Annotated in this window: 26 protein-coding genes and 1 other RNA gene; 17 read left to right on the plus strand and 10 right to left on the minus strand. The window is 60.9% G+C overall.

Annotated elements, in window-relative coordinates:
* Positions 1-2: 2 nt before the first annotated feature.
* A complete protein-coding gene (locus tag K6118_RS04620) occupies positions 3-866 on the minus strand; it encodes a fructosamine kinase family protein (protein WP_247119047.1) in 864 nt (287 codons plus the stop codon).
* 5 nt (positions 867-871) lie between these two features.
* The gene (locus tag K6118_RS04625; protein WP_247119048.1) at positions 872-1345 is read right to left on the minus strand and encodes a low molecular weight protein-tyrosine-phosphatase; all 474 of its coding nucleotides are present in this window, start codon (positions 1343-1345) and stop codon (positions 872-874) included.
* Positions 1346-1430: 85 nt separating this feature from the next.
* Here K6118_RS04625 and K6118_RS04630 point away from each other — a divergent pair, with 85 nt between their 5' ends.
* From K6118_RS04630 to K6118_RS04640, 3 genes are read left to right on the plus strand one after another with little or no spacing between them, the layout of a single operon-like run.
* Positions 1431-2129, plus strand: coding sequence for an NAD-dependent deacylase (locus K6118_RS04630; RefSeq protein ID WP_247119049.1), 699 nt, complete (start codon positions 1431-1433; stop codon positions 2127-2129).
* 11 nt (positions 2130-2140) lie between these two features.
* On the plus strand, positions 2141-2437 hold the full coding sequence (locus K6118_RS04635; RefSeq protein ID WP_247119050.1) for a 4a-hydroxytetrahydrobiopterin dehydratase: 297 nt from the start codon (positions 2141-2143) through the stop codon (positions 2435-2437).
* A gap of 60 nt (positions 2438-2497) precedes the next feature.
* The gene (locus K6118_RS04640; protein WP_247119051.1) at positions 2498-2917 is read left to right on the plus strand and encodes a cupin domain-containing protein; all 420 of its coding nucleotides are present in this window, start codon (positions 2498-2500) and stop codon (positions 2915-2917) included.
* Positions 2918-2920: 3 nt separating this feature from the next.
* Here K6118_RS04640 and nudC read toward each other — a convergent pair whose 3' ends face one another.
* A complete protein-coding gene (nudC, locus tag K6118_RS04645) occupies positions 2921-3889 on the minus strand; it encodes an NAD(+) diphosphatase (protein WP_247119052.1) in 969 nt (322 codons plus the stop codon).
* An 84-nt stretch (positions 3890-3973) separates the two neighbouring features.
* Here nudC and ffs point away from each other — a divergent pair.
* From ffs to K6118_RS04700, 11 genes are all read left to right on the plus strand, one after another.
* Positions 3974-4070: signal recognition particle sRNA small type (ffs, locus tag K6118_RS04650), an RNA gene on the plus strand.
* A 112-nt stretch (positions 4071-4182) separates the two neighbouring features.
* Entirely contained in the window at positions 4183-5958 is a 1776-nt protein-coding gene (locus K6118_RS04655) for a DNA polymerase III subunit gamma/tau (protein WP_247119053.1), read from the plus strand.
* Positions 5959-5981: 23 nt separating this feature from the next.
* Positions 5982-6305 carry a YbaB/EbfC family nucleoid-associated protein gene (locus K6118_RS04660; RefSeq protein WP_247119054.1) on the plus strand — a complete coding sequence of 108 codons (324 nt, stop codon included), beginning with the start codon at positions 5982-5984 and terminating at the stop codon, positions 6303-6305.
* A gap of 10 nt (positions 6306-6315) precedes the next feature.
* Complete coding sequence (locus K6118_RS04665) at positions 6316-6843, plus strand: hypothetical protein (RefSeq protein WP_247119055.1); 528 nt, start codon at positions 6316-6318, stop codon at positions 6841-6843.
* Entirely contained in the window at positions 6840-7133 is a 294-nt protein-coding gene (locus K6118_RS04670; RefSeq protein ID WP_247119056.1) for a GIY-YIG nuclease family protein, read from the plus strand. The genes K6118_RS04665 and K6118_RS04670 overlap by 4 nt, the downstream gene beginning before the upstream one ends.
* Positions 7096-7668, plus strand: coding sequence for an ABZJ_00895 family protein (locus K6118_RS04675; protein ID WP_247119057.1), 573 nt, complete (start codon positions 7096-7098; stop codon positions 7666-7668). The genes K6118_RS04670 and K6118_RS04675 overlap by 38 nt, the downstream gene beginning before the upstream one ends.
* 86 nt (positions 7669-7754) lie before the next feature.
* Complete coding sequence (locus K6118_RS04680; protein ID WP_247119058.1) at positions 7755-8282, plus strand: ABZJ_00895 family protein; 528 nt, start codon at positions 7755-7757, stop codon at positions 8280-8282.
* A 14-nt stretch (positions 8283-8296) separates the two neighbouring features.
* A complete protein-coding gene (gene recR, locus K6118_RS04685) occupies positions 8297-8905 on the plus strand; it encodes a recombination mediator RecR (protein WP_247119059.1) in 609 nt (202 codons plus the stop codon).
* Complete coding sequence (locus K6118_RS04690; protein ID WP_247119060.1) at positions 8902-9243, plus strand: putative quinol monooxygenase; 342 nt, start codon at positions 8902-8904, stop codon at positions 9241-9243. Before recR ends, K6118_RS04690 begins: the two co-directional genes overlap by 4 nt.
* Entirely contained in the window at positions 9240-9635 is a 396-nt protein-coding gene (locus K6118_RS04695) for a GFA family protein (RefSeq protein WP_247119061.1), read from the plus strand. The genes K6118_RS04690 and K6118_RS04695 overlap by 4 nt, the downstream gene beginning before the upstream one ends.
* Before the next feature lie 144 nt (positions 9636-9779).
* Entirely contained in the window at positions 9780-10205 is a 426-nt protein-coding gene (locus tag K6118_RS04700) for a hypothetical protein (protein WP_247119062.1), read from the plus strand.
* Positions 10206-10323: 118 nt separating this feature from the next.
* On the opposite strand, the gene dapE is transcribed toward K6118_RS04700, so the two are convergent.
* The 3 genes from dapE to K6118_RS04715 all read right to left on the minus strand — a co-directional run bounded on the left by dapE (position 10324) and on the right by K6118_RS04715 (position 13129).
* Entirely contained in the window at positions 10324-11472 is a 1149-nt protein-coding gene (gene dapE / locus K6118_RS04705; protein ID WP_247119063.1) for a succinyl-diaminopimelate desuccinylase, read from the minus strand.
* 7 nt (positions 11473-11479) lie between these two features.
* Positions 11480-12325 (minus strand): 2,3,4,5-tetrahydropyridine-2,6-dicarboxylate N-succinyltransferase, encoded by an 846-nt coding sequence (gene dapD, locus K6118_RS04710; RefSeq protein WP_247119064.1) that lies wholly within the window; start codon positions 12323-12325, stop codon positions 11480-11482.
* Between the two features lie 111 nt (positions 12326-12436).
* Positions 12437-13129: a pyrimidine 5'-nucleotidase gene (locus K6118_RS04715; protein WP_247119065.1), complete on the minus strand. Its 693-nt coding sequence runs from the start codon at positions 13127-13129 to the stop codon at positions 12437-12439.
* A gap of 89 nt (positions 13130-13218) precedes the next feature.
* Between K6118_RS04715 and K6118_RS04720 the strand changes: the two genes are divergently transcribed.
* Together K6118_RS04720 and K6118_RS04725 are read left to right on the plus strand one after the other, a co-directional pair.
* Positions 13219-14883, plus strand: coding sequence for a sensor domain-containing diguanylate cyclase (locus K6118_RS04720; protein WP_247119066.1), 1665 nt, complete (start codon positions 13219-13221; stop codon positions 14881-14883).
* 43 nt (positions 14884-14926) lie between these two features.
* On the plus strand, positions 14927-16150 hold the full coding sequence (locus K6118_RS04725; RefSeq protein ID WP_247119067.1) for a DUF2336 domain-containing protein: 1224 nt from the start codon (positions 14927-14929) through the stop codon (positions 16148-16150).
* A 136-nt stretch (positions 16151-16286) separates the two neighbouring features.
* On the opposite strand, the gene argB is transcribed toward K6118_RS04725, so the two are convergent.
* The 4 genes from argB to K6118_RS04745 form a co-directional block, all read right to left on the minus strand.
* Complete coding sequence (gene argB / locus K6118_RS04730; protein WP_247119068.1) at positions 16287-17189, minus strand: acetylglutamate kinase; 903 nt, start codon at positions 17187-17189, stop codon at positions 16287-16289.
* 60 nt (positions 17190-17249) lie between these two features.
* A complete protein-coding gene (locus tag K6118_RS04735) occupies positions 17250-17969 on the minus strand; it encodes a lysoplasmalogenase (protein WP_247119069.1) in 720 nt (239 codons plus the stop codon).
* A 136-nt stretch (positions 17970-18105) separates the two neighbouring features.
* On the minus strand, positions 18106-19383 hold the full coding sequence (locus K6118_RS04740; protein WP_247119070.1) for an MFS transporter: 1278 nt from the start codon (positions 19381-19383) through the stop codon (positions 18106-18108).
* A 25-nt stretch (positions 19384-19408) separates the two neighbouring features.
* Positions 19409-20047, minus strand: coding sequence for a cation efflux transmembrane domain-containing protein (locus K6118_RS04745; protein ID WP_247119071.1), 639 nt, complete (start codon positions 20045-20047; stop codon positions 19409-19411).
* Between the two features lie 178 nt (positions 20048-20225).
* Here K6118_RS04745 and K6118_RS04750 point away from each other — a divergent pair, with 178 nt between their 5' ends.
* A complete protein-coding gene (locus tag K6118_RS04750) occupies positions 20226-21332 on the plus strand; it encodes a succinylglutamate desuccinylase/aspartoacylase family protein (protein WP_247119072.1) in 1107 nt (368 codons plus the stop codon).
* Positions 21333-21338: the final 6 nt, after the last annotated feature.

Raw genomic sequence — 21338 nt, forward strand, 5'->3', positions numbered from 1 at the left:
CGTCAGACTCCGAAGCGGTCGAGGATACGCTCGACCGCGCCCACATAGCCGCCACCGAACAGCCGCACATGCACGAGAAGCGGCCACAGCTGGTAAAGCGCCATGCGGTCCTCATGGAAGCCGGGCGCGAGCGGCATGATGTCCCCATAGGCCTCAAAAAATACCGGGTCGAGCCCGCCCATGAGCGCGATGAAAGCCAGGTCCATCTCCCGGTCGCCATAGGAGATGGCCGGGTCGATGAAGGCCGCTACCCGGTCACCATCGATCAGGATATTGCCGGACCAGATGTCGCCATGCAGCAGGCTTGCCTCCGGCCGGTCCGGGATCAGGGACGGGAGTTTTTGGGCGAGCTTTTCGGTGCGCATCATGGTCGCGGGGCTCAGCCGCCCGGTGCGGGTGCAGGCCCCGGCCATGGCAAGCAAGCGGCGTTCGCCAAAGAAGCTGCACCAGCTGTCGCTTTCCGCATTCTCCTGTGGCAGCGGGCCGATCACGGTGTCTGTTTCGAATCCGTAACGAAGGCCTGTTACCTTATGAAGCGCGGCGACATGGTGCGCGACATCGATGCTGGCAGCGTGTCTGTCGGTTGGTCCCGCGTGCGTGATATGCTCCATCACCAAGATGCCGTCGGCCTGGAACAGAACCTTCGGCACCGGCAGCGGTGAGTGGTCCTTAAGGTAAGTGAGCATCATGGCTTCAAGGCCGGTGTTGTCCGCCTGATCGGCGCGCGGGCGCTTGGCCACCACCTGTCTGCCGTCCGCGAGTGTCAGGCGTGAGACATCGGCGACATCACCACCCGCCATCGGGCGGCTGGCCACGACCGCGGACCCCAGGGCTTTTTCAAGCTGTATTTTGAGGGGCGCGGCCATGGCGGTCAGAAATGTGTGTCGCGGATTTTGGCGAGGAGCCCCTCGGCCGCATCCATCGCCGCGGCGTAGCAGCTGTCGAACTGGTCGCGGTGGCCATAATAGGGGTCCGGCATTTCATCGAGCGGCAGCTCCGGTGCATGGGTCAGGAACAGGCCGATCTTGTGCTTATGCGCGTCGGGAGAGCGCTCCATCAGCGTGTCGTAATTGTCCCGGTCCATGGCGAGGATATAGTCGAAGGTCTCGAAGTCTTCCTGGGTGACCTGCCGGGCGCGCTGGTAGGAGATATCCACCCCGCGCTTCTTGGCGGTTTCCTGCGCGCGTCTGTCCGGTGCTTCGCCTGCGTGGTAACGGGTGGTGCCGGCGCTATCGATGGTCATCTTGTCCAGAAGCCCGGCTTTCTCCGCCGCCGCCCTGAACGCGCCCTCGGCCATCGGCGAGCGGCAGATATTCCCCATGCAGACAAAAAGTACCTTGACCACTTTGCACTCCCTTAAAGCTGGTTTAATAACAGGTAACCCATCGGGGCTGATATAAAAAGGGGTGCGGGAAAAAGTGGGGGACGCCATGGGGACATTCAGTAACATCGTGATCCTGACCGGCGCGGGCATTTCCGCCGAATCCGGGATCATGACCTTCCGGGATGCTGGCGGCCTGTGGGAGCAGCAGCGCATCGAGGATGTGGCGACGCCTGAGGCTTTCGTGCGCGATCCGGCCCGTGTGCAGGCCTTCTATAACGAACGCCGCGCGGCTCTTTATACGGTGGCGCCCAACCGCGCGCATGAGGCGCTGGCCCGGCTTGAGCGCGAGTATCCCGGCACCGTTACCATCGTCACCCAGAATGTGGATGACCTGCATGAGCGCGCGGGTTCAAGCCGTGTCGTCCATATGCATGGCGAGCTTCGGAAAGTGCGCTGCCGCATGTGTGGCAATGTGATCGAGTGGGAAGACGATGTCGAGGAGGACAGTGGCTGCCCGGATTGCTGTACGGTGGGTAGGCTCCGGCCCCATATCGTCTGGTTCGGTGAGGTGCCGCTATACATAGACGAGATCAGCAGCCTTCTTGAAGAGGCGGACCTGTTCATCTCCATCGGCACCAGTGGCGAGGTTTATCCGGCCGCGGGCTTCGTCATCGAAGTCAAGGAGCATACCCACACCATCGAAATCAATCTGGAGCCGAGCCGCGGCGCCAGCCTGTTCGACGAATGCCGCCAGGGCCCGGCGGGGATCCTGGTGCCCGCGCTAGTCGATGAACTTTTAAGCTAAAGGAACAGAAAATGAGCCGACCGACCGAACTGAGCGCTGACGCGCGCGACGAAGCCATGAAGACCCTGCCGGGCTGGGCTTACCATGAAAGCGGCAAAGCGATTAACAAGAGCTTCAAGTTCGCTGATTTCTCCGAAGCCTGGGCCTTCATGAACCGCGCGGCACTTCTTGCCGAAAAAATGGATCACCACCCGGAATGGTTCAATGTCTATAACCGCGTCGAGGTGCGCCTGACCACGCATGACGCCGGTGGCATCACCCAGTTCGATATCGATATGGCCGCCGCGATGGAGCGCTTCGCGGCCTGAAGCCAGAACCGTTCAGTTCCGAGTTCGAAAAGCACTCTGACCCCGTAAGAGGAGGCTGATATGCGGACTTTTCTGATTGCCATGGCGGCGGCTGCCGCACTTACCGGTGCCGCGTCGGCAGGTGAGGCCCACAAGCTTCTGGAAACCGATAAAACGGTGATCGGCGGGCCGATCACTTATCCCTCCGGCCCTGCGCAGATCACTGCGGTGACGGTGACGATCGACCCCGGTGAGGAAAATGGCTGGCACCTCCATCCGGTGCCAACCTTCGGCTATATCGAGACCGGTGTCTTGACTGTCTATTACAAAGGCGGAGAGAAGCGCGTGTTCCGGGCAGGTGAAGCGGTGGTCGAAGCCCAGAATGTCATCCACAAGGGCCGCAACGAAGGCACGGAGCCTGTGACCATGCGGGTTTTCTATGCCGGGGCCACCGGTGTGCCGACAACCGTCATGAAGCAGGACTATAAGGGCGGGGACTAAACCTTAAGCTTCGTCCAGCCAGGTCTTGACCAGCGAATGGGCGATGGCGAAGGACGGCGGCACCAGGCGGTAGGGGTGCTCGCCCCGCATGCTGGCGCGCACGTCATCCTTGGTGATCCAGACGGCATCGGCGATTTCCGATTCCTGCAGGCTGATCTCTCCTTCCTCGACCCAGGCTTCGGCGCCGATCATCAGGGACGAGGGCCACGGCCATGGCTGGCTGGTGATATAGCGCACCTTGGTTGCCCTGAGGCCGACTTCCTCGAACACTTCGCGCGCGACCGCTTCTTCCATGCTTTCGCCCGGCTCCATGAAACCGGCGAGCGCGGAATAGTGGCCTTCGGGCCAGCCCTTGCCGCGCCCGACCAGCGCCATGTCGCCCCGGCGCACCAGCATGATGACCACCGGGTCGGTGCGCGGGAAATGGTGCGCGCCGCAGGCCGGGCATTCGCGTTCATACCCCGCCTTGATAAGGCGGCTTTCCGCCCCGCACTTGGCGCAGAAGCGGTGGCTTTCGTGCCACAAAAGCATGCTTTTGGCATGCGCGATGATGCCGAGGGACGGGTGCGGCGGTGTGCTTTCCAGCTTGAAGGCGATGCCGCGGCCGTCCCGGAACTTGGCGCCTTCGGGCTCGAACATCTCGGCGAAGTCATCGGCGCTGCCGTCCAGCAGGCAGGCGTAGCGCGGGGCGCCCGCGTCGAGGCCGAGGAAGATGGTGTTCAGCGTTGGCAGGAAGCGGAGCCGCGAGGGTTTCTGCCAGGCGATATCGCCCATGGCGTCGGTCAGGATTCGGGTGTCCGCTGTCAGCTGGAGCTTACCGTCTTCCGCTTCGCGGCTTTCCCCGGCCATCAGGACGACTCGCGCATCATCCTGCGTCAGGTAATCCCCGAAAATCTCGGGGTCGGTGCGCAGATGTTCGGCGCGGTCGAGCGGATTGCCGGAAAAGGCGGTCTGGACGGCTGAAAGCGGCATGGAAAACTCCTGATTTGCACCCCCATTACCTAGAGCGGTCACATAACCCTTGCAAGTGCGCACAAGAATCGCCATATACAGCCGCGGGAGAGCCGGCGGACATTCCGCTCGCCAACCCGGTCAGGTCCGAAAGGAAGCAGCCGTAACGAGTTGTGCATGGGTCGTTTTGGCCCTCCCACCCTTCCAAAATTCCGTGGCAGTTTTTAGTTGGCGCCGTCTGCGCCAAAGCCCTTCCGCTTGCGCGTCGTTCCTGCTAGTCATGACACTCACGTTTTTGAGGGAGATGACGGCCAATGGCTGACGTGAAAGGCGAAGAAAACTACCGCGTGCTCGCGCGCAAATACCGCCCTGCCGATTTCGATAACCTGATCGGGCAGGAAGCGATGGTGCGCACGCTTTCAAACGCCATCGACAGCGGCCGTCTTGCCCATGCCTTCATCCTTACAGGCGTCCGTGGGGTGGGGAAAACCACCACCGCCCGCATCATCGCCAAGGCGCTTAACTGTACCGCGCATGATGGCCCGACCATCACGCCCTGCGGCGTGTGTGAAAACTGTAAGGCCATCGCCGAAAGCCGTCATGTCGACGTGCTGGAAATGGATGCCGCCAGCCGCACGGGCGTGGATGACATCCGTGAGATTATCGAAAGCGTGCGCTATGCGCCGGTCAGTGCCCGCTACAAAATCTATATCATCGACGAAGTGCACATGCTGTCGAAGAACGCCTTCAACGCGCTTCTGAAAACGCTTGAAGAACCGCCGGAGCATGTGAAATTCATCTTCGCGACCACCGAAATCCGCAAGCTGCCGGTGACCGTGCTTTCCCGCTGCCAGCGCTTCGACCTGAAGCGTGTGGAGGCTGATGTGCTGGTCGCGCACCTTGCCAAAATCATCGATCAGGAAGGCTGCAAGGCCGAGGAAGGCGCGCTGAAGCTGGTCGCTCGCGCGGCCGAAGGTTCGGTGCGGGATAGCCTGTCGCTGCTTGATCAGGCCATCGCCCACGGTGCCGGTGACGTGACGGAAACCCAGGTCCGCGACATGCTGGGCCTGGCCGACCGCGCCCAGGTGCTGGACCTGTTCGAATCGTTGATGAAGGGCGATGTCGTTGCTGCGCTTGGCACGCTCAGGAAGCAATATGATTCAGGCGCCGACCCCAGCGTGGTCCTCAATGACCTGCTGGAAGTAACCCATTGGCTGACGCGCCTGAAGGTCACGCCGGAGGCGGGCTCAGACGTGCTGGTCTCGGAAGCCGAGCGCACCAAGGGCGCCGAGATGGCGAAAACGCTGGGGATGCCGCACCTGACCCGGGCGTGGCAGATGCTGCTCAAAGGCCTCGGGGAAGTTCGCACCGCGCCGAGCCCGATCGCCGCGGCTGAAATGGTCCTCATCCGGCTGTGCTATGCCGCCAACCTGCCGAGCCCGGCGGACCTGATCAAGCAGGTTCAGGGCGGTGGTGCCGTGGCGGCCGGGGGCGGCGCGCCCGCGCCCGCAGGCGGCGGCAACGTGACCGCGATGGCAGGCCATGCGGTCAGCCAGGCGGCAAGCGGCGGGCCGACCGCCCAGATGACCAACAGGGCAAGCGCACAGGTGCTGGCGCTCAACCCCGCCGGTGGCGCCGATCATCCGCTCCACCCGATGCCGATCAATTTTGAAAAACTGGTCGCGCTTTTCAATGCCGAACGCGAGCCGACGCTCGCCGTCATCCTCAAGGATCATGTGCGGCTGGTGGACTATAAGCCCGGCTCCATCACCTTCAACCCGTCCGACAAGGTCCCGGCCGATTTCGTCATGCGGGTGAAGGCATGCCTCAAGCGCTGGACCGGGACCGACTGGGCCATCACCATCACCCATGAAGGCGGCCAGTCCACCGTGCGGGAACAGGAAGTCGCGCGTGACAAGAAGCATAAGCAGGAAGCGCTGGAGGAGCCGATCGTCAAGGCGCTCCTCGCCGCTTTCCCGGATGCCCAGCTTCTGGCCGTACGGGACCGCCGCGCGAGCGAAGACGACCTCTCCATCGAGGATGCGCTGCAACACGCGGTGGATGAAGAAACCGGTGATTTCGATTTCTAATATATTTTCCAAGGGATAGCCCGATGAAAAATCTCAGCGAAATGCTCAAGAAAGCCCAGGAAATGCAGTCCAAGATGGGCGACATGCAGGCCGAACTCGACAACGTCGAGGTGGAAGGCACCGCGGGCGCGGGCATGGTGACGGTGGTCCTCACCGCCAAGGGTGACCTCAAGAAAGTCACGCTTGACCCCAGCCTGTTCACCGCTGAGGACAAGGAAGTGGTGGAAGACCTGATCGTCGCCGCCCACGCGCAGGCCAAGGCCAAGGCGGCCGACGTGATGCAGTCGCGCATGAAGGACCTCACCGGCGGCATCGACCTGCCCGCCGGCTTCAAGATGCCTTTTTAAGGGGCCTCAAATGCCGGCGTGGCCTGTCATATTGATGATCGTAATCATTGGTGTACTGGTCTTCATGATTGTTGTCACCGTCAGGCGATTGGCCCAGGAACGAGAGGAGCGAGCTGCTCGTGCCCGAGAAGATGAGCGACTGAGGGCAGCGGAGCAGGCCAAAGCAGAACGCGAGGCTGTCATTGAGCGAGAGAGATGTCAGGAGTTCCGGGAGCGGCTCGTGGTGCAGCTACAGGAAATGCCACTTCTTGAAGGAATGTATAAATTAATTTCATACCAAGAACGTCGGTACAGCTACTCTCTAAAGCAAGCGGCGCCGATTGATCCATTTGAAGTCTTTTCGGCGCATTCACGGCAAGACGTGACCGCCGCAAGAATGGCTGTGCAGAGCCTGGTAGGCTTTACCCACAGAGCTGTTTCCTATCAGCAAAAGAATGATGGGGTACTGCCCCGCGATGATGCCTCAAAAAACTACCCGGGATTTTCCCCCGATGTATATGAAGATGCTTGGGAATGGGCACTTTGGAGCTGTCGTTGACTGACGACCCTAGCTCTTTTTCCTGCTTCGTCTATGTCATCGGCAGCATCAGGGACGGCGAGGTCCGGACCTATGTCGGCTGGACAAACAACCTTGAAAAAAGAATTGCTACCCATAATAGTGGAAAAGGGGCCAAATCTACACGGGGGCGCGAATGGGTTCTTCTCTATAGCGAAGAATTCAAGACCCGTGGCGAGGCAATGAGCCGGGAGTGGCACCTGAAACGGGACCACAAATTCAGGGGGGCATTACGTGACACATTCAGAAAACAATATGGAAGAGACGGCTGAGGCCGTTCCAGTACAATCGGGCGTGACATCGCAAGGCGCAGGGCCATCGGTAGAGCTTCTGCCGGACGCTCAACCGGTTGGCAAATATGTAAAATATTATCTACTGATCAATGTTGCGGTGGTTGTCCTCCTGGGGATTGTCGTCGCTCTCACTGGCTTCGACCCAGGCAGTAGCATCGGGGTTGCCGTTATCATCTGCGCGGCAATGGCGACACATCACAAGTTCATTATGGATAATGGCAGGGCTTTGCTTCCCGTAGAACGCCGCAAACTGGCCTGGTGGGCAAATGTCTTCAACATCCTGCTCACCATAGCTGTGGCTCTTCCTATTGTGGGGCTTGCAGCCTTGGCAGGGCAGTTAGACACTCTTGGAATTAAGGAAGCGGATTTGTCCGTAGTGTTTGTTGCCTTCCTCATCATTGTCGGTGGCGCAATTCAATATTTTGGAATCTGGTTCTCGCTGGGGCGGAGCAGCAAATTCAGCCTGAAGGCTTATGAAGAGAAACGGGCCAAACAGGCAGCGCAGGAAGGCTAAGCCCGGATGAAAAGTGAAAGTTTGGGTTGCGCCGGGCGGTCGGGAGTGGCACCTGAAACGGGACCACAAATTCAGAGGTGTATTGCGTGAAAAATATAAAGATGCCTGCGGCCGAGGATGAGGCCCGCGCGGCCCTTTCTGCTACCGTTTCCACCGACCTGCCGGTAAAGCCCTATGTGATGCGGTATTTGCTGCTGTCCTGGGGCATCGGCCTTCTCCTCAGCCTCCTATTGGTGGTGCTGCATAAAAATGCTTTCGGGACGGTCGATTTTGTCATGCTCCTGGCCGCGCCGTTTGTGGGCTACAGCTTCACACAGCACCAGGGGCGGCCCTTGTCGCCGGGTGAACAGCAGCGTCTGTCCTATTGGGCCATGTTCGGCGGGATAACGACCGAGGTTGCGGCCATTGGGGGCCTCTGCGCCCTGTTGGCGGCGGCGGGGAAACTGTCCGCCCTATTGGCGCAGGTACCGGATACGGTCCTCAAAGCCAATCCCGTTGTTCTTGCGCTTGTGCTCGCCTTGGGGGCTTTCGTGCAATATTTTGTGCTGTGGCTGCTGTTCGGCCTTGGGACCCAAATCCATCCTGTGGCATACAAGGGGTCGGACGACACCTGAACGGGACCTTTTCTATGCCGCGCAGCCACGGAAGTGACATTGATACGCTGATCCAGCTTCTGTCGAAGCTGCCGGGGCTTGGGCCGCGCTCGGCGCGCCGGGCGGTTCTGCAGCTTCTGAAGAAGAAGGACAGCGTCATGGTGCCCCTGGCCACGGCGCTTCATGACGTGGCGGACCGGGTGCGCATTTGCGGGACGTGCGGCAATATCGATACCACCGACCCCTGCCATGTGTGTGTGGACAACAGGCGCGACCGCACTACCGTGTGCGTGGTTGAAGATGTCGCCGACCTGTGGGCGCTCGACCGCTCGGAAACCTATAAGGGGCTTTACCATGTGCTTGGCGGCACGCTGTCGGCGCTTGATGGCGTCGGGCCGGAGGAGCTGAATATCGCGCCCCTGATGGCGCGGGTGGCGGCCGGTGATGTGCAGGAGGTCATCCTCGCGCTCAACGCCACGGTCGACGGCCAGACCACCAGCCATTACCTGGCTGAGCGGATGGCGGACAGCGGCGTCAAGGTCACCGCGCTTGCCCACGGTGTGCCGGTGGGCGGCGAGCTGGATTATCTGGATGACGGCACGCTGGCGGCAGCGCTTAAAGCGCGCGGGATGGTGAGCGCATGAGCGGACTTCTCTATAGCGTCAGGGTCTGGGTCGACCCGGAGCGGGGCGAGGACTATATCGCCTGGCTTACTGGCGGCCATGTGGCGGAAATCGCGGGGGAACCCGGTGTGCTGTGGGCGCACCTGGCCCGGCTCGATGAACCCGACGCAGACGGCTGGGTTGGCTTCCGCACTCTATACGGTTTCGAAAGCCGGGCGGCGTTCGACGCCTACCAGAATGGCGACCTTTACAAATCCTTTGCCCCTGCATGGCAGCAATATGCCGGGCTGTTCCGTATTGAGCGTGAAACAGGCCCTCTCCTTGAAAGCCACGGCAGCGACGGAAAGACTGAACAATGACCGACAAGATTACCCATAAGGGCGGCTGCCACTGCGGCACCGTGCGCTTCGAAGTGCAGGCGCCCGCCGACATTACCGCCAGCCGCTGCAATTGCAGCATGTGCTCGAAAACCGGCTTCCTGCATGTATTCGCGGGCCCGGATGAGTTCACCATCACCTCGGGCGCGGATGCCTTGAGCGAATACCGCTTCAACTCCGGCGTGGCGCGGCATCTGTTCTGCAAGACCTGCGGCGTGAAGGCCTTTTATGTGCCGAGAAGCCACCCTGAAGGCTGGTCGATCAACGCCAACTGCATCGATGCGGATACCATCGCATCCCTCACGATCGAAGAATTCGACGGCGCCAACTGGGAAGCCAATGTCGCTAAACTCAGGGCCGAACACCCGGTTTGACGCAGGTGTGCCCCAGCTGGCTAACCACCTGAAATAAAAGAGCAGATTTGGATAGCTGCCTTTTTTCCGCCACCTTTTCGCCATGGATTTGACGGGGAGCGCTCCTAGAGACTCGCATAGGGTTTTAGTCTAAGGAGATTGTTCATGGCTCACCCTGTTAAACTGCTCGCAGCATCCCTGCTGCTTGCCGGCTCCGCCACGCTTGTGACCCTGCCGGTTCTTGCCCAGGACACCGCGCCCGGGAAACAAGCCCAGGCCGAAACCGCAAAAGCCAAACCCGGCAAAGCGGCCAAGGCCAAACATCATGTCAAACACAAGAAACTGAACCCCCTGCGGACGCGCCAGCGGCAGGAGTGGAAAGACATGGTGGCGGCGCAGAAGAAAGCCCTCGAAAACCCGTCCTTAAGCGCCGACGCCAAGGCCACGCTGAGAAAACAGCAGGTTGAGGAGCGGAAGGCGATGGTCAAACGCCATAAGGAAGAACGGGCGGCTTACCGTGCCGAGCGCAAGAAGAAGGCTGAAGAAAAGGCCAAGCAAAAGGCTGAAAAAGCAGCCAAGAAGGCCAAGTAGGACCAAGGCGTCCCTAACGCCTGAGGTCAAAGCCTGTAGCAGAATGAACAAAACCCCGGACCGTCATGGTCCGGGGTTTTGTTATATTGGGGTTTTGTTGTCTCAGCGTGTCTGTGGATCACCCCAACAGGCGGCTGATGATCTCTTCGTATATGTCGGTCAGCGCATGGATGTCGCTGACGGCGACATGCTCATCCACCTTGTGCATGGTCGCGCCCACAAGGCCGAATTCGACCACCGGGCACATGTCCTTGATGAAGCGCGCGTCCGAGGTGCCGCCGGTCGTCGACAGGATGGGTTTCTTGCCCAGCCGGTGTTCGATCGCGTCGGAGACCGCGATCGACAGCGGGCCTTCCTCGGTCAGGAAGCTGTCGCCCGACAGGTGCCAGTCGATCTCATACGTCACCCCCGCAGCGTCCATGCGGCGGGTCAGCTCAGCCCTTAAGGCCTCCGGCGTATATTCATTATTGAAGCGCACGTTGAAGCGCGCCGAGGCCTCACCGGGGATGACATTATGGCTGTCGTTGCCGACATCAATGGTCACCACCTCCAGGTTCGACGGCTGGAAATGTTCGTTGCCGTCATCGAGCGGTTCCCGGTACAGCTCGGTGACGATCTTGTTGAGGTCCGGGATCGGGTTATGGGCCTTGTGCGGGTAGGCGACATGGCCCTGGATGCCGTGCACGGTGATAACACCGTGCAGGCTGCCGCGACGGCCGATCTTGACCATTTCCCCGACCTCCTCGGGGTTGGTGGGCTCACCCACCAGGCAATAGTCGATGGTTTCGTCCTTTTCCCTGAGCCAGTCCAGCACCTTGCGCGTGCCGTTGATCGCCATGCCTTCCTCATCACCCGTGATCAGGAAGGAGATCGAGCCCGCGGGCTTCTTGTCCCGGTTTTCGATGAAGCGTTCGGCGGCGCAGACGAAGGCGGCGATGGCTGATTTCATGTCCGCCGCGCCCCGGCCGTAAAGCTGGCCGTCTTTCACATCCGCCGCGAACGGGTCCATGGTCCATTTGCCCGCGGCCCCCACCGGCACCACGTCGGTGTGGCCTGCGAAGCAGAAGTTCGGGCCTTTCTTGCCCAGGCGGGCATAAAGGTTCGGTACCGGGTCTGTACCTTCTTCCTCGAACACCAGCTTGTGGCATTTGAAGCCGAGCGTGGTCAGCACGCCCTTGAGGTAATCCAGCGCGTCGCCCTTGTCCGGCGTCACGCTTTCATGGCGGATCAGTTCCTGCGACAGGGTGACAGGGTCAAGCGGCATCATGGCGCGGTCAGTCCCGGAGGAGATCGTTGATCGAGGTTTTGGAGCGCGTGCGCTCATCCACCCGCTTCACGATCACGGCGCAGTAAAGCGACGGCCCCGGTGTGCCGTCGGCAAGCGGCTTGCCCGGCAGGTTGCCCGGCACCACGACGCTGTAAGCAGGCACCCTGCCCATGAACACTTCGCCGGTCGTGCGGTCGACGATCTTGGTGGAGGCGCCGAGGTAAACACCCATCGACAGGACGGAGCCTTCCTCAACCACCACGCCTTCAGCCACCTCAGCGCGGGCGCCGATGAAACAGTTGTCTTCAATGATGACGGGGCCGGCCTGCAAGGGTTCCAGCACGCCGCCGATCCCGGCGCCGCCCGAAAGATGCACGTGGGATCCGATCTGCGCGCAGCTGCCGACCGTGGCCCAGGTATCCACCATGGTGCCTTCGCCGACATAGGCGCCGAGGTTGACGAAGGACGGCATCAACACGGCGCCCTTGGCGATATGGGCGGAGCGGCGGACGATCGCGCCCGGCACGGCGCGGAAACCGGCTTTGGTGAACTCATCCGCGCCCCAGCCTTCAAACTTGCTCGGCACCTTGTCCCACCAGTGGGTATTCTCACCGGGGCCACCGGCGATCAGCGCCATGTCATTGAGGCGGAACGAGAGGAGCACGGCTTTCTTGAGCCACTGGTGCACGGTCCATTCACCGCCGTCCTTGCTGGCGACCCGCAGGGTGCCTGCGTCCAGGAGGTTCAGGGCCTCGTCGACAGCTTCGCGGATTTCGCCTTTTGTCGCGGCGGAAACCTGATCGCGGGTTTCGAAAGCGGCGTCGATGACGGACTGGAGATCGGCGTGGCTCATGGCGGTATTCCTTACGGCTTGCGGCTCGGGACAAAAATAACCCGGGAACAATAGCGGCGGCACCCCGGGAGTCAATCGCGCCGGCGCGCAGTTTACCATAGAAATACTTGCTTACCGGTTCAGGAAAGCGTGCAGCCAGTCGGTCAGGAGCGGGGTTTCGGCGTGAATTTTGTCCGCGTCATGGTCGGCCTCGCCCCACGGTGTGCCGGTGTTGACCCATACGGTGCCCATGCCCAGCGCGTGCGCCGGGATCAGGTTGCGGGCCATATCCTCGAACATCACGGCGCGGGCCGGGTTCACATCATGGTCACGGAGGAACTTGTCATACACTTCGCGCTTGGGCTTGGGCTCAAGCTCGGCCGAATGGATGTCGAACACGGCTTCAAACTGGTCGTCGACCCCCAGCCGCTTCAGCACTTCGCGGGCATAAGGCGCGTCGGCATTGGTGAAGACTAGCTTGCGGCCCTCCAGCTTTTCAAGCGCCGTGCGTAGTGCTGGGTCCTGTTCGATCGGGCTGAAGTCGATGTCATGTACCTCGGCCAGATAGCCATAGGGGTCCACATTATGCTCGGCCATCAGGCCGCGCAGTGTGGTGCCGTGGCTCAGGAGATAGCCTTTCTGCACCTTGCGGGCCTCATCGGGCGGCAGGTCCAGCAGCTTCTGGACATAGGCGCCGATGTTGCGGTCGATCTGGCTGAACAGGTCGCAATCGGCGGCATAGAGCGTATTGTCCAGGTCGAAGACCCAGGTGTCGCGCTTGTCGTCGAAGATGGGGTGAAAAAGGTTTCGGTTTTGGTCCAACATGGTTCTATGCATTATCCCGCTATCATGATTAAATCTACCTTAATAAAAGGCCGGATACACTGCCGGGGGATGAAAAAGATGGGAAGAGTATGAGCCTTCTGAGGTCTACCCGGAAGAATGTCGATATGCTGCCAGGGCTTGGCGGCACAGAGACGTGCGCGATCCGGGTCAGCCGCAAGGGCCTTTTGCTGGACCATTCGCGGTCCTCGACCGCGCTCAAGGACATGTGGCTCGAGGGCGAGAAAACCCTACGCGCTGCGGCGGCCCGTGCTTTTGAAACAAGCAGCCCGGTCGATGAGCGAATCGCCGATCATGACGGCGCCCGCTTCTGGCTTGTTCTCATCCCCGAAGGCGACGACTGTCTGATCATCGCGCGCGATACCACGCTCACGGACCGCATGACCGAGGCTTTGATGAAAAGCCGCACCATGCTGCGCGAACTTCTCGACGGTGCGGCCGACATGGCGTTCGAAATCGACACCGCAAAAAGCTTCATTTTCCTGTCACCGGACGAAGCCTTCGGTGTGAACACGGATGACTGGCTCGGCCGCAATGCCACGGATATTTTCTGGCCTGATGGTGTCGTCCCCGCCCGGAACCCGCTTACGGCGGTGGAGCCTGCGAGTTTCGACGCTGTGCCCGTATCGCTGGAAGGCCAGCCCAAACGCTGGCTGCATTTTTCGGTCCACCCGCAAATGGGGGAGGACGGCAAGCTCCTGTCCCTCAGGGGCACGTGCCGGGATATGACCAAGCGTTACCTGGCCGAACGCCAGACCCGGCTGGACAACCTGCGCCTGTCCTTGCAGCAGCGGATTACCGAACTTCTGAACACCGAGGAAAGCGCCCAGGACCTTCTGGACAGCGCCTCTAAAATCCTCGCCGATATCCTCAGGGCAGACATGGTCTGGGCGGTGGTGAAATATCAGGAAGGCCTGGTGCCTGTCTCGGTCGAAGGCACGCATTACGACATTCTGGACACCGAAAGCATCTGGCAGACGCTCAGCGTTTCCGAAGGCAAGGTGGCAGCGATTAAGGGCGAAGGGCGCCAGCATCTGGCCATCCGGCTGGAGCGCGCGGGCGAGGGCCTGGGCATGATGATCATCAGCCGGGACACCGATGCCAACCCCTGGTCGGCGCAGGAGGAACAACTCCTCAATGCCGTTGCCGGGGTGTTGACGGCTGCCTTCGGCAAGGCTGAGCTGATTGACAAGCTTTACAGGCTGTCGAGCAAGGACGAGCTCACATCGCTCCTCAACCGCCGGGCGCTTGGCGAAACCATCGACCGCAGGCTGCGCTATCAGGCGCGCACCGGCCAGCGCGGCTGCCTGCTGTTCATCGACCTCGACCATTTCAAGGAAGTGAACGACACGCTCGGTCATGCTGCGGGCGACAAGGCGCTCAAGCTGGTGGCCGATCATATGCAGGCGATTATCCGGCCGTGCGACTATGCCGGGCGCTATGGCGGTGATGAATTCATCGTCTGGCTTGAGGATGTTGACGGCGACCATGCCGCCGAGAAAGCGCAGCGGCTCATTGACTTTATGCCCGAAGTCCGGGCAAAGCTCGGACAGCCGGGTTTGAGCCTGTCAGCGTCTGTGGGCATTTGCGTTACTGATGCCGGACAGGATCTGTCTTTCCAAAGCTTGGCGCACCGGGCTGATAAAGCGTTATATGAAGTGAAAAAGGCGGGCAGGGGTGCTATCGCCTTCGCCGTGGAGGGAGAAGAGCCGGACATGACGGGGGAAGGGTCATAGGATGCTAGGGAAGCTGAAAGCGCTTTTGGGGGGTGGCAAGGGATTGCCTAAGATACTGTCCCAGGAAGATGAGCGGAACATCCTCGAAAAGGGGTCCGACGACCAACGTGCCGAACTGGCCGCCCGCGCCGATGCTCGGCCGGAAGTGCTCTATTATCTCGCGGAAGACAAGGCGCCGAAAGTCAGGAAGCTGATTGCCGCCAACCCTTCGACGCCGATGCAGGCCGCCGAGAAACTGTCCGATGACGAGGATGATGAGGTTCGGGCGGAACTGGCGCGCAAGATCGGCCGTTTGGTGCCGGGGCTGAAGCGGGGCGAACGCAACGCGCTTCGGGAGAAGGCGATCAAGCTTCTGGAAACGCTGGCCGAAGACCAGTTGCCGAAAATCCGTGCCGTCGTCGCCGAGGAGATCAAAAGTTCGGACAATGTGCCGAAGGAGATTGTCGACAAGCTGGCGCGCGACGTGGCCGACATTGTCTGCGGGCCGATCCTGCAATATTCGCCACTTCTGAACGATGACGACCTGCGTGAGATTATCGCAGCGGGCGCGAGCCAGACGGCGCTGCAATCGATCGCCAGCCGGACCACCGTCAGCGAAGAAGTGGCAGATGACCTTGTCGCCACGCTCGACATTCCGGCGATTACCGCGCTTCTGACCAACGCCAACGCCCAGATTCGTGAAGACACGCTCGACCAGATCATCGACCAGGCGGAATCGGTTGAGGACCTGCACAAGCCGCTTGCCATGCGGCCGCAACTTTCCATCCGGGCGATGAAACGCATCGCCGGGTTTGTCGCTTCAGCGCTTGTTCACGCCATGATGGAACAGAATGATCTGCCGGAAGACCAGGCGGAGGAGCTTCTGGAGCGCGTGCGGGAACGGCTTTCGTCCGAACGGCTTGGGGAAGGCGATGAAGCCAAGCTGGCCCGCGCCGCGCAGGACTATTACCAGCGCAGCATGCTGACCGATGATTTCGTCATCGAACAGATCGAGGCCAACCGGCGTGAGCTTCTGCTCCAATGCCTGTCGGTGATGGCGGACATTCCGGCGGCGACGGTCAGGCAGATTATCCAGTCGAAAAGCGGCCGGGCTGTCACGGCGCTTGCCTGGCGGGCCGGGCTCAAGATGCGCACGGCGTATGAGCTCCAGACCCGCTTCGCGCTGGTGCCGAAAGCGCAGCTGTTGCACCCCAAGGACGGCACCAAATATCCGATCGACGATAACGAGCTTGATTGGCACCTCAGCTATTTTGTCGAGCAGGCCTGAGCGCCGGATAGAAGGCCGGGTTCATTCGGCAGACACAGCAAAGGGGCCATTCGGCCCCTTTTTCATTTTGCAAATGGACCCTGAAACAAGTTCAGGGTGACGGTGCTATAAGTGTCCGCCTTTCCGGGTGGCCACCTTAGGCGCGGATCAGCGTGCCAGCGCCGTGCTCGGTGAAGATTTCCAGAAGCACCGCATGTTTGACCCGGCCATCCAGGATAACCGCACCATTGACGCCCTGGTCCACCGCGTTCAGGCAGGTTTCGACCTTGGGCATCATGCCGCCGGTGATGGTGCCGTCGGCGACCAGGCGGTCGATGTCGGTGCGGGTCAGCTCGGTCATCAGCTCGCCCTGTTTGTTGAGCACGCCGGGCACGTCAGTCAGCAGGAAGAAGCGCCGGGCGCCGAGGGCCCCCGCAATCGCGCCTGCCATGGTGTCGGCGTTGATATTGTATGTGGTGCCGTCCTCGCCCGCAGCGATCGGCGAGATCACGGGGATGATGTCGCTGTCGATCGAATGCTTGAGGATATAGGGGTTCACGATGGTCGGCTCACCGACATAGCCAAGGTCGATCACCTGTTCGATGTTCGAGGTCGGGTCGATTTTCGAGCGTTCCATCTTGGTCGCGGTGACCATGGAGCTGTCCTTGCCGGAAAGCCCGATGGCACGGCCGCCCGCGCGGTTGATGTCCGCGACGATCGATTTGCAGATGCTGCCGCACAGCACCATTTCGGCGATGTCCACGGTGGCCTTGCAGGTGACGCGCAGGCCATCGACAAATTCGCTTTTGATCGACAGGCGCGACAGCATTTCGCCGATCTGCGGCCCGCCGCCGTGCACCACCACGGGGTTGATGCCGACCTGCTTGAGAAGGGTGATATCTTCCGCGAACTGGCGGGCCAGTTCCGGGTCACCCATGGCGTGACCGCCATATTTGATGACGAAAGTCTCGTCGGCATATTTGCGCATGTAGGGCAGCGCTTCGACAAGCGTGGCCGCCTTCTTCTGTAATATCTTCTTATCCCGTTCCACGACGTGCATGGCCCTTTGTCTTTCTATAAGGGGAAAACCGTTAAGCTTTAAATGCGGCGAAACCGGCGCTTAGTCAAACCGATACGAGCCGAAACTGGTGGATCGTCGGTCCTCGCCGAGCATGACGCCAAGCGTCATCAGAAGCTGGGCGGTGAAATAGACACCCCAGACAAGCTGGCCGACAAACGCCGGGACATTGAGGAACTGGTTCGCGCCCAGAAGCGCGTCCGAGATCAGGAACAGGACGGCGCCGAGGCCGACCAGCTTGAGCGAATAGCCGCTCAGAAGCGCCGTGGTGGTCATCAGCGCGAGAAGCGCGGAATAGCCGATCACAGGCCACAGAAGCGCGCCCAAGTGCGGGTACATGACGATATAGCTGATCCCGGTTGCGACCCATACCAGCACGGCGGCATTGAAGCGCGCCCGGCTGATGTCCGAGCCCGGAAGGCGGTTCCTGAAATAAAGGATGACGAACATGATATGCGCCGTCAGGAAGCCAAGCAGGCCATGGAGGAAGGCCTCGGTATGCGGCAGAACCAGGAAAACATCCCCGGCGACCGAGGCGCAAAGCGCCAGAAACAGCAGGAGGTGGTTGAGGTTCTGGCTGCTGATCAGCACGAACAGGGCAAGGAGGCCGACAGCCGCACCCTTGGCAACAGCCTGGGCGAGTACCCCGTCAGGGTACCAGCCAGCGCCATACGCCACCGCAGCCGCAACCGACAGCAGGATCAAAAGCTGACCCAGCGTCTCAAGGACCGGACTGCGGCGTTTGCTGAAAATACGGGTCACGACCTCTCCTTTTCACCACCACTATAGGCAGAGCCGGGGGCGTGGGACAAGTCTTTGATTCAAATGTAGGTATCCGGTCCGCCCGCCTTTGGGGTTACCTTTTCAGCGGTGGGCCGGTGCGCTGCCGGGTTTGGCGTCAAAGCTGCCGTTCAAGGTGGCGTGCCGTCCTGAGGAACATGAGGCTCGACAGGCTGGTCAGCAACAGCACCATCGGCGTAGTCATGCCGAAGGCGATGAGGATCGATGCCAGGATAGACCCACCGGCCATGAAGCCGCTGTTGACGATATTGGTCGCGGCGATCATGCGCGAGCGCTCCTCGCGTGCGGTGCGGTCCTGCAAAATGGTGTAAAGCGGCACCACCACAACCCCCGCCGCCATCGCGATCAGGAGCAGGACGGCCACCAGCGCGACCCCGCGGATATCCGACAGGAAGACGCCAAGGCCGATCAGATGGTCACCCGGACCTGCGGGCAGCAGCAGGAACAGGGCGGCGCCGAGCACGCTGAGGGCGATGAGCGCGGGTGCTGCCAGATGCGCGGAGATATTGCCCTTCAGAAGCTTGCTCGACAACATCGATCCCGCACCGATGCCGACCGAAAAGCAGGCGAGGATCAGCGTCGCGACCGACTCATCGCCGCCGATACGGTTTTTGACGATGTCGGGAATCTGGGTGATGAACAGCGAGCCGAACAGCCAGATCCAGCTGATGCCGATGATGGCCGGGCGCGCCACCGGGTGCGCCCAGGCGGCCTTCAGCTGCGCGCCTGTGGCTTTGAAGATATTGACGGTCAGCTCCAGGTCCGGGGCGGCGCGGCCGGTCTTCGGCACCATGCGGCCCGAGATGGTGCCGATAACCGCGACCAGGATGGTCAGCGTGGCGATTACCGAGACGCCGCCGGACTTGAGGACCACATAGCTGCCGATGATGGTGCCCATGAGAATGGCGATGAAGGTCCCGGCCTCAACCAGGGCGTTGGCGCTCAGGAGGTCTTCCTTTTTCATCAGGTCCGGCAGGATGCCGTATTTGATCGGCCCGAAGAAGGTGGACTGAAGCCCAAGGCCGGACAGCACGCCAATCAAAAGCGGCAAGCTGTGGAGGTAAAAGCCCAAGGCGCCCATGAGCGCGAGCCCGATTTCCCACACCTTGATCCAGAATATCTGGACCGATTTCTCATGCTTGTCCGCCAGTTGCCCGGCGAGCGCGGAAAACAGGAAAAAGGGCAGGATGAAAAGCCCGATCGCCAGGTTGTTCAAGACCGCGGGCTTGACCGCAAGCTGCTCGGCGATCCGGTAGGTGATCAGCATGATGAGCGCCTGCCGGAACAGGTTGTCATTCAGCGCCCCGAGGAATTGGGTCACGAAAAGCGGCAGGAAGCGCCGGCTCGTGTAAAAACGGGTTGAGCCTCCGGTCACAGTCGTCCTTTCCTTGTGCTCCACCCTATTCGGCGGCGGCATGATGATGGTTTTGATGTTTCAGTTCGGCGCGGGCCTGGCGGATGATGCTGAAGGCACCATAGACGAACAGGCTGGCCATGACGAACGCGATAATCAGATCGGGCCAGCCGGTTTTCGTGGCCCAAACGCCCGAGGCGGCCAGCATGACCATAAGGTTGCCGATGGCGTCGTTGCGGCTACACAGCCAGACCGAGCGCACGTTGGCGTCCCCGTCCTTGTAGCGCATTAGCAGGAAAACGCTGGTGAGGTTGGCGGCGAGGGCAGTCGCGCCGACCGTGCCCATGATCCCCGCGGCAGGCGTGTGCAGCACGAACACGGCATAAATGGTTGAGCCCAAAACCCAAAGCCCCATCAGGAGGAGGCTGATGCCCTTGATCAAGGCCGCCTTCGAGCGGACATGCAGGTGATGGCCGATCACGGCGAGCGACATGGCGTAGGTGATGGTGTCGCCGAGGAAATCGAGCGCATCAGCCTTCATGGCCTGCGAATGGCCAACGAAACCGAGCGGCATTTCAACAAAGAACATGATGGCATTGATGAGGATAACAGCGATCAGCGCGCGCTTGTAGCGCCCGTCCATGCCGTCGAATTGAGTGTTATGACACCCGCAGTTCGCACCCATATGCCTGTCCCTTTTTCCTCTACCCTATTTGGCATTAGCAACCTGTGGTATGCAATAGGCATTGTTATTAACCATAATGTTCCGATTCTTGCCAATCGGGCCATTGCAAAGCATCCCCGGATGCGGCCATGATGACAGGCGGCCGGGTCCGGTCCCTATCGTCTTTGAGGAATACAGCGTGACGTCAGTTCAACAGAAAACGCGACCCCGCGGCCCATGGCTTGGCGCCTTTTTACTGGCGTTTCTGGTGATGGCCATCATGGCGGCGGCGCCGGGGGACAGTTTCGCCGAACCCCGCCTGCCGGACCGGGTGGGCGGTGTTCCGGTCATCGATGCGCTTGATACCGACAAGCTCAGCGTCGGGCGGCATGATTTCTATTTCGCCGCCGGGTGGCGCAACAGCGGCCAGCCCATTTATGTGCCCGTGATCGTCATCAAGGGCGCGCACCCGGGCAAGCGCCTGCTGCTTACCGCGGCTGTGCACGGCGATGAACTGAACGGTATCCGGGTGATCCACCGTCTGGCGGCCGTGCTGAAGCCGGACCAGCTTCACGGTACCATCGTTGCCGTACCGGGCCTCAACCAGCCGGGGATGAACGCCAACAGCCGCTATTATGTCGGCGCGTCCGGTGGCGGTTTCCAGGCCGACCTCAACCGGGAATTTCCGGGCGCGACCGAAGGCGGTGGCACCGCCGAGCTTTATGCCGGTAAACTGTGGAGCCACTTACTCCGCGTGGGCACCGACCTTGCCGTCGACCTCCATACCCAGACGCAGGGCTCGGCCTATCCGCTGTTTGTTTTTGCCGATTTCACCAACCCAACCGCGCGGGCGATGGCGTTTGCGCTGATGCCGGACATCATCAAGAATGACCCCGGCGAAAAAGGCACGCTGGAAACCACCTTCATTGAGGAAGGCATCCCCGCCGTGACCTTTGAGATCGGCGCGCCCAAGCAGTTCCAGGTCCACAAGATCGACCGGGCGGTTGCTGGGCTCGAAAACCTGATGGTCCAGCAAGGGCTTTTGAAGGGGACTGTGGACACGCCCAAGGTGCCGCCGTTCGTCGGCACCAGCTACACCAACATCTATGCCGGGGTAGGCGGCATCGCCGTTTTGCATGTCGGGCTCAATGACAAGGTGGAAAAAGACCAGCTTGTCGCCACGCTCTATGACCCGTTCGGGCATGAGATCGAGCGTTATTACGCGCCGCACGATGGCCGCGTGCTCGCCATCGCGACCGACCCGCTCCGTGAAGCCGGGGCCATGTTGGTGCGTATCCTTCACTGAAGGGAG

This window comes from Kordiimonas marina, assembly GCF_023006325.1.
In the GTDB taxonomy this organism is placed as follows: domain Bacteria; phylum Pseudomonadota; class Alphaproteobacteria; order Sphingomonadales; family Kordiimonadaceae; genus Kordiimonas; species Kordiimonas marina.

What these genes read in the sequence shown, in the direction of transcription:
- K6118_RS04700 (WP_247119062.1), top strand. Translation starts at nt 9,780, where the DNA reads ATGGCTCACCCTGTTAAACTGCTCGCAGCATCCCTGCTGCTTGCCGGC.
- K6118_RS04690 (WP_247119060.1), top strand. Translation starts at nt 8,902, where the DNA reads ATGAGCGGACTTCTCTATAGCGTCAGGGTCTGGGTCGACCCGGAGCGG.
- K6118_RS04635 (WP_247119050.1), top strand. Translation starts at nt 2,141, where the DNA reads ATGAGCCGACCGACCGAACTGAGCGCTGACGCGCGCGACGAAGCCATG.
- K6118_RS04620 (WP_247119047.1), bottom strand. Translation starts at nt 866, where the DNA reads ATGGCCGCGCCCCTCAAAATACAGCTTGAAAAAGCCCTGGGGTCCGCG.
- K6118_RS04665 (WP_247119055.1), top strand. Translation starts at nt 6,316, where the DNA reads ATGCCGGCGTGGCCTGTCATATTGATGATCGTAATCATTGGTGTACTG.
- K6118_RS04715 (WP_247119065.1), bottom strand. Translation starts at nt 13,129, where the DNA reads ATGTTGGACCAAAACCGAAACCTTTTTCACCCCATCTTCGACGACAAG.
- argB (WP_247119068.1), bottom strand. Translation starts at nt 17,189, where the DNA reads ATGCACGTCGTGGAACGGGATAAGAAGATATTACAGAAGAAGGCGGCC.
- dapD (WP_247119064.1), bottom strand. Translation starts at nt 12,325, where the DNA reads ATGAGCCACGCCGATCTCCAGTCCGTCATCGACGCCGCTTTCGAAACC.
- K6118_RS04660 (WP_247119054.1), top strand. Translation starts at nt 5,982, where the DNA reads ATGAAAAATCTCAGCGAAATGCTCAAGAAAGCCCAGGAAATGCAGTCC.
- K6118_RS04640 (WP_247119051.1), top strand. Translation starts at nt 2,498, where the DNA reads ATGCGGACTTTTCTGATTGCCATGGCGGCGGCTGCCGCACTTACCGGT.
- K6118_RS04695 (WP_247119061.1), top strand. Translation starts at nt 9,240, where the DNA reads ATGACCGACAAGATTACCCATAAGGGCGGCTGCCACTGCGGCACCGTG.
- dapE (WP_247119063.1), bottom strand. Translation starts at nt 11,472, where the DNA reads ATGATGCCGCTTGACCCTGTCACCCTGTCGCAGGAACTGATCCGCCAT.
- K6118_RS04745 (WP_247119071.1), bottom strand. Translation starts at nt 20,047, where the DNA reads ATGGGTGCGAACTGCGGGTGTCATAACACTCAATTCGACGGCATGGAC.
- K6118_RS04720 (WP_247119066.1), top strand. Translation starts at nt 13,219, where the DNA reads ATGAGCCTTCTGAGGTCTACCCGGAAGAATGTCGATATGCTGCCAGGG.
- recR (WP_247119059.1), top strand. Translation starts at nt 8,297, where the DNA reads ATGCCGCGCAGCCACGGAAGTGACATTGATACGCTGATCCAGCTTCTG.
- K6118_RS04630 (WP_247119049.1), top strand. Translation starts at nt 1,431, where the DNA reads ATGGGGACATTCAGTAACATCGTGATCCTGACCGGCGCGGGCATTTCC.
- nudC (WP_247119052.1), bottom strand. Translation starts at nt 3,889, where the DNA reads ATGCCGCTTTCAGCCGTCCAGACCGCCTTTTCCGGCAATCCGCTCGAC.
- K6118_RS04655 (WP_247119053.1), top strand. Translation starts at nt 4,183, where the DNA reads ATGGCTGACGTGAAAGGCGAAGAAAACTACCGCGTGCTCGCGCGCAAA.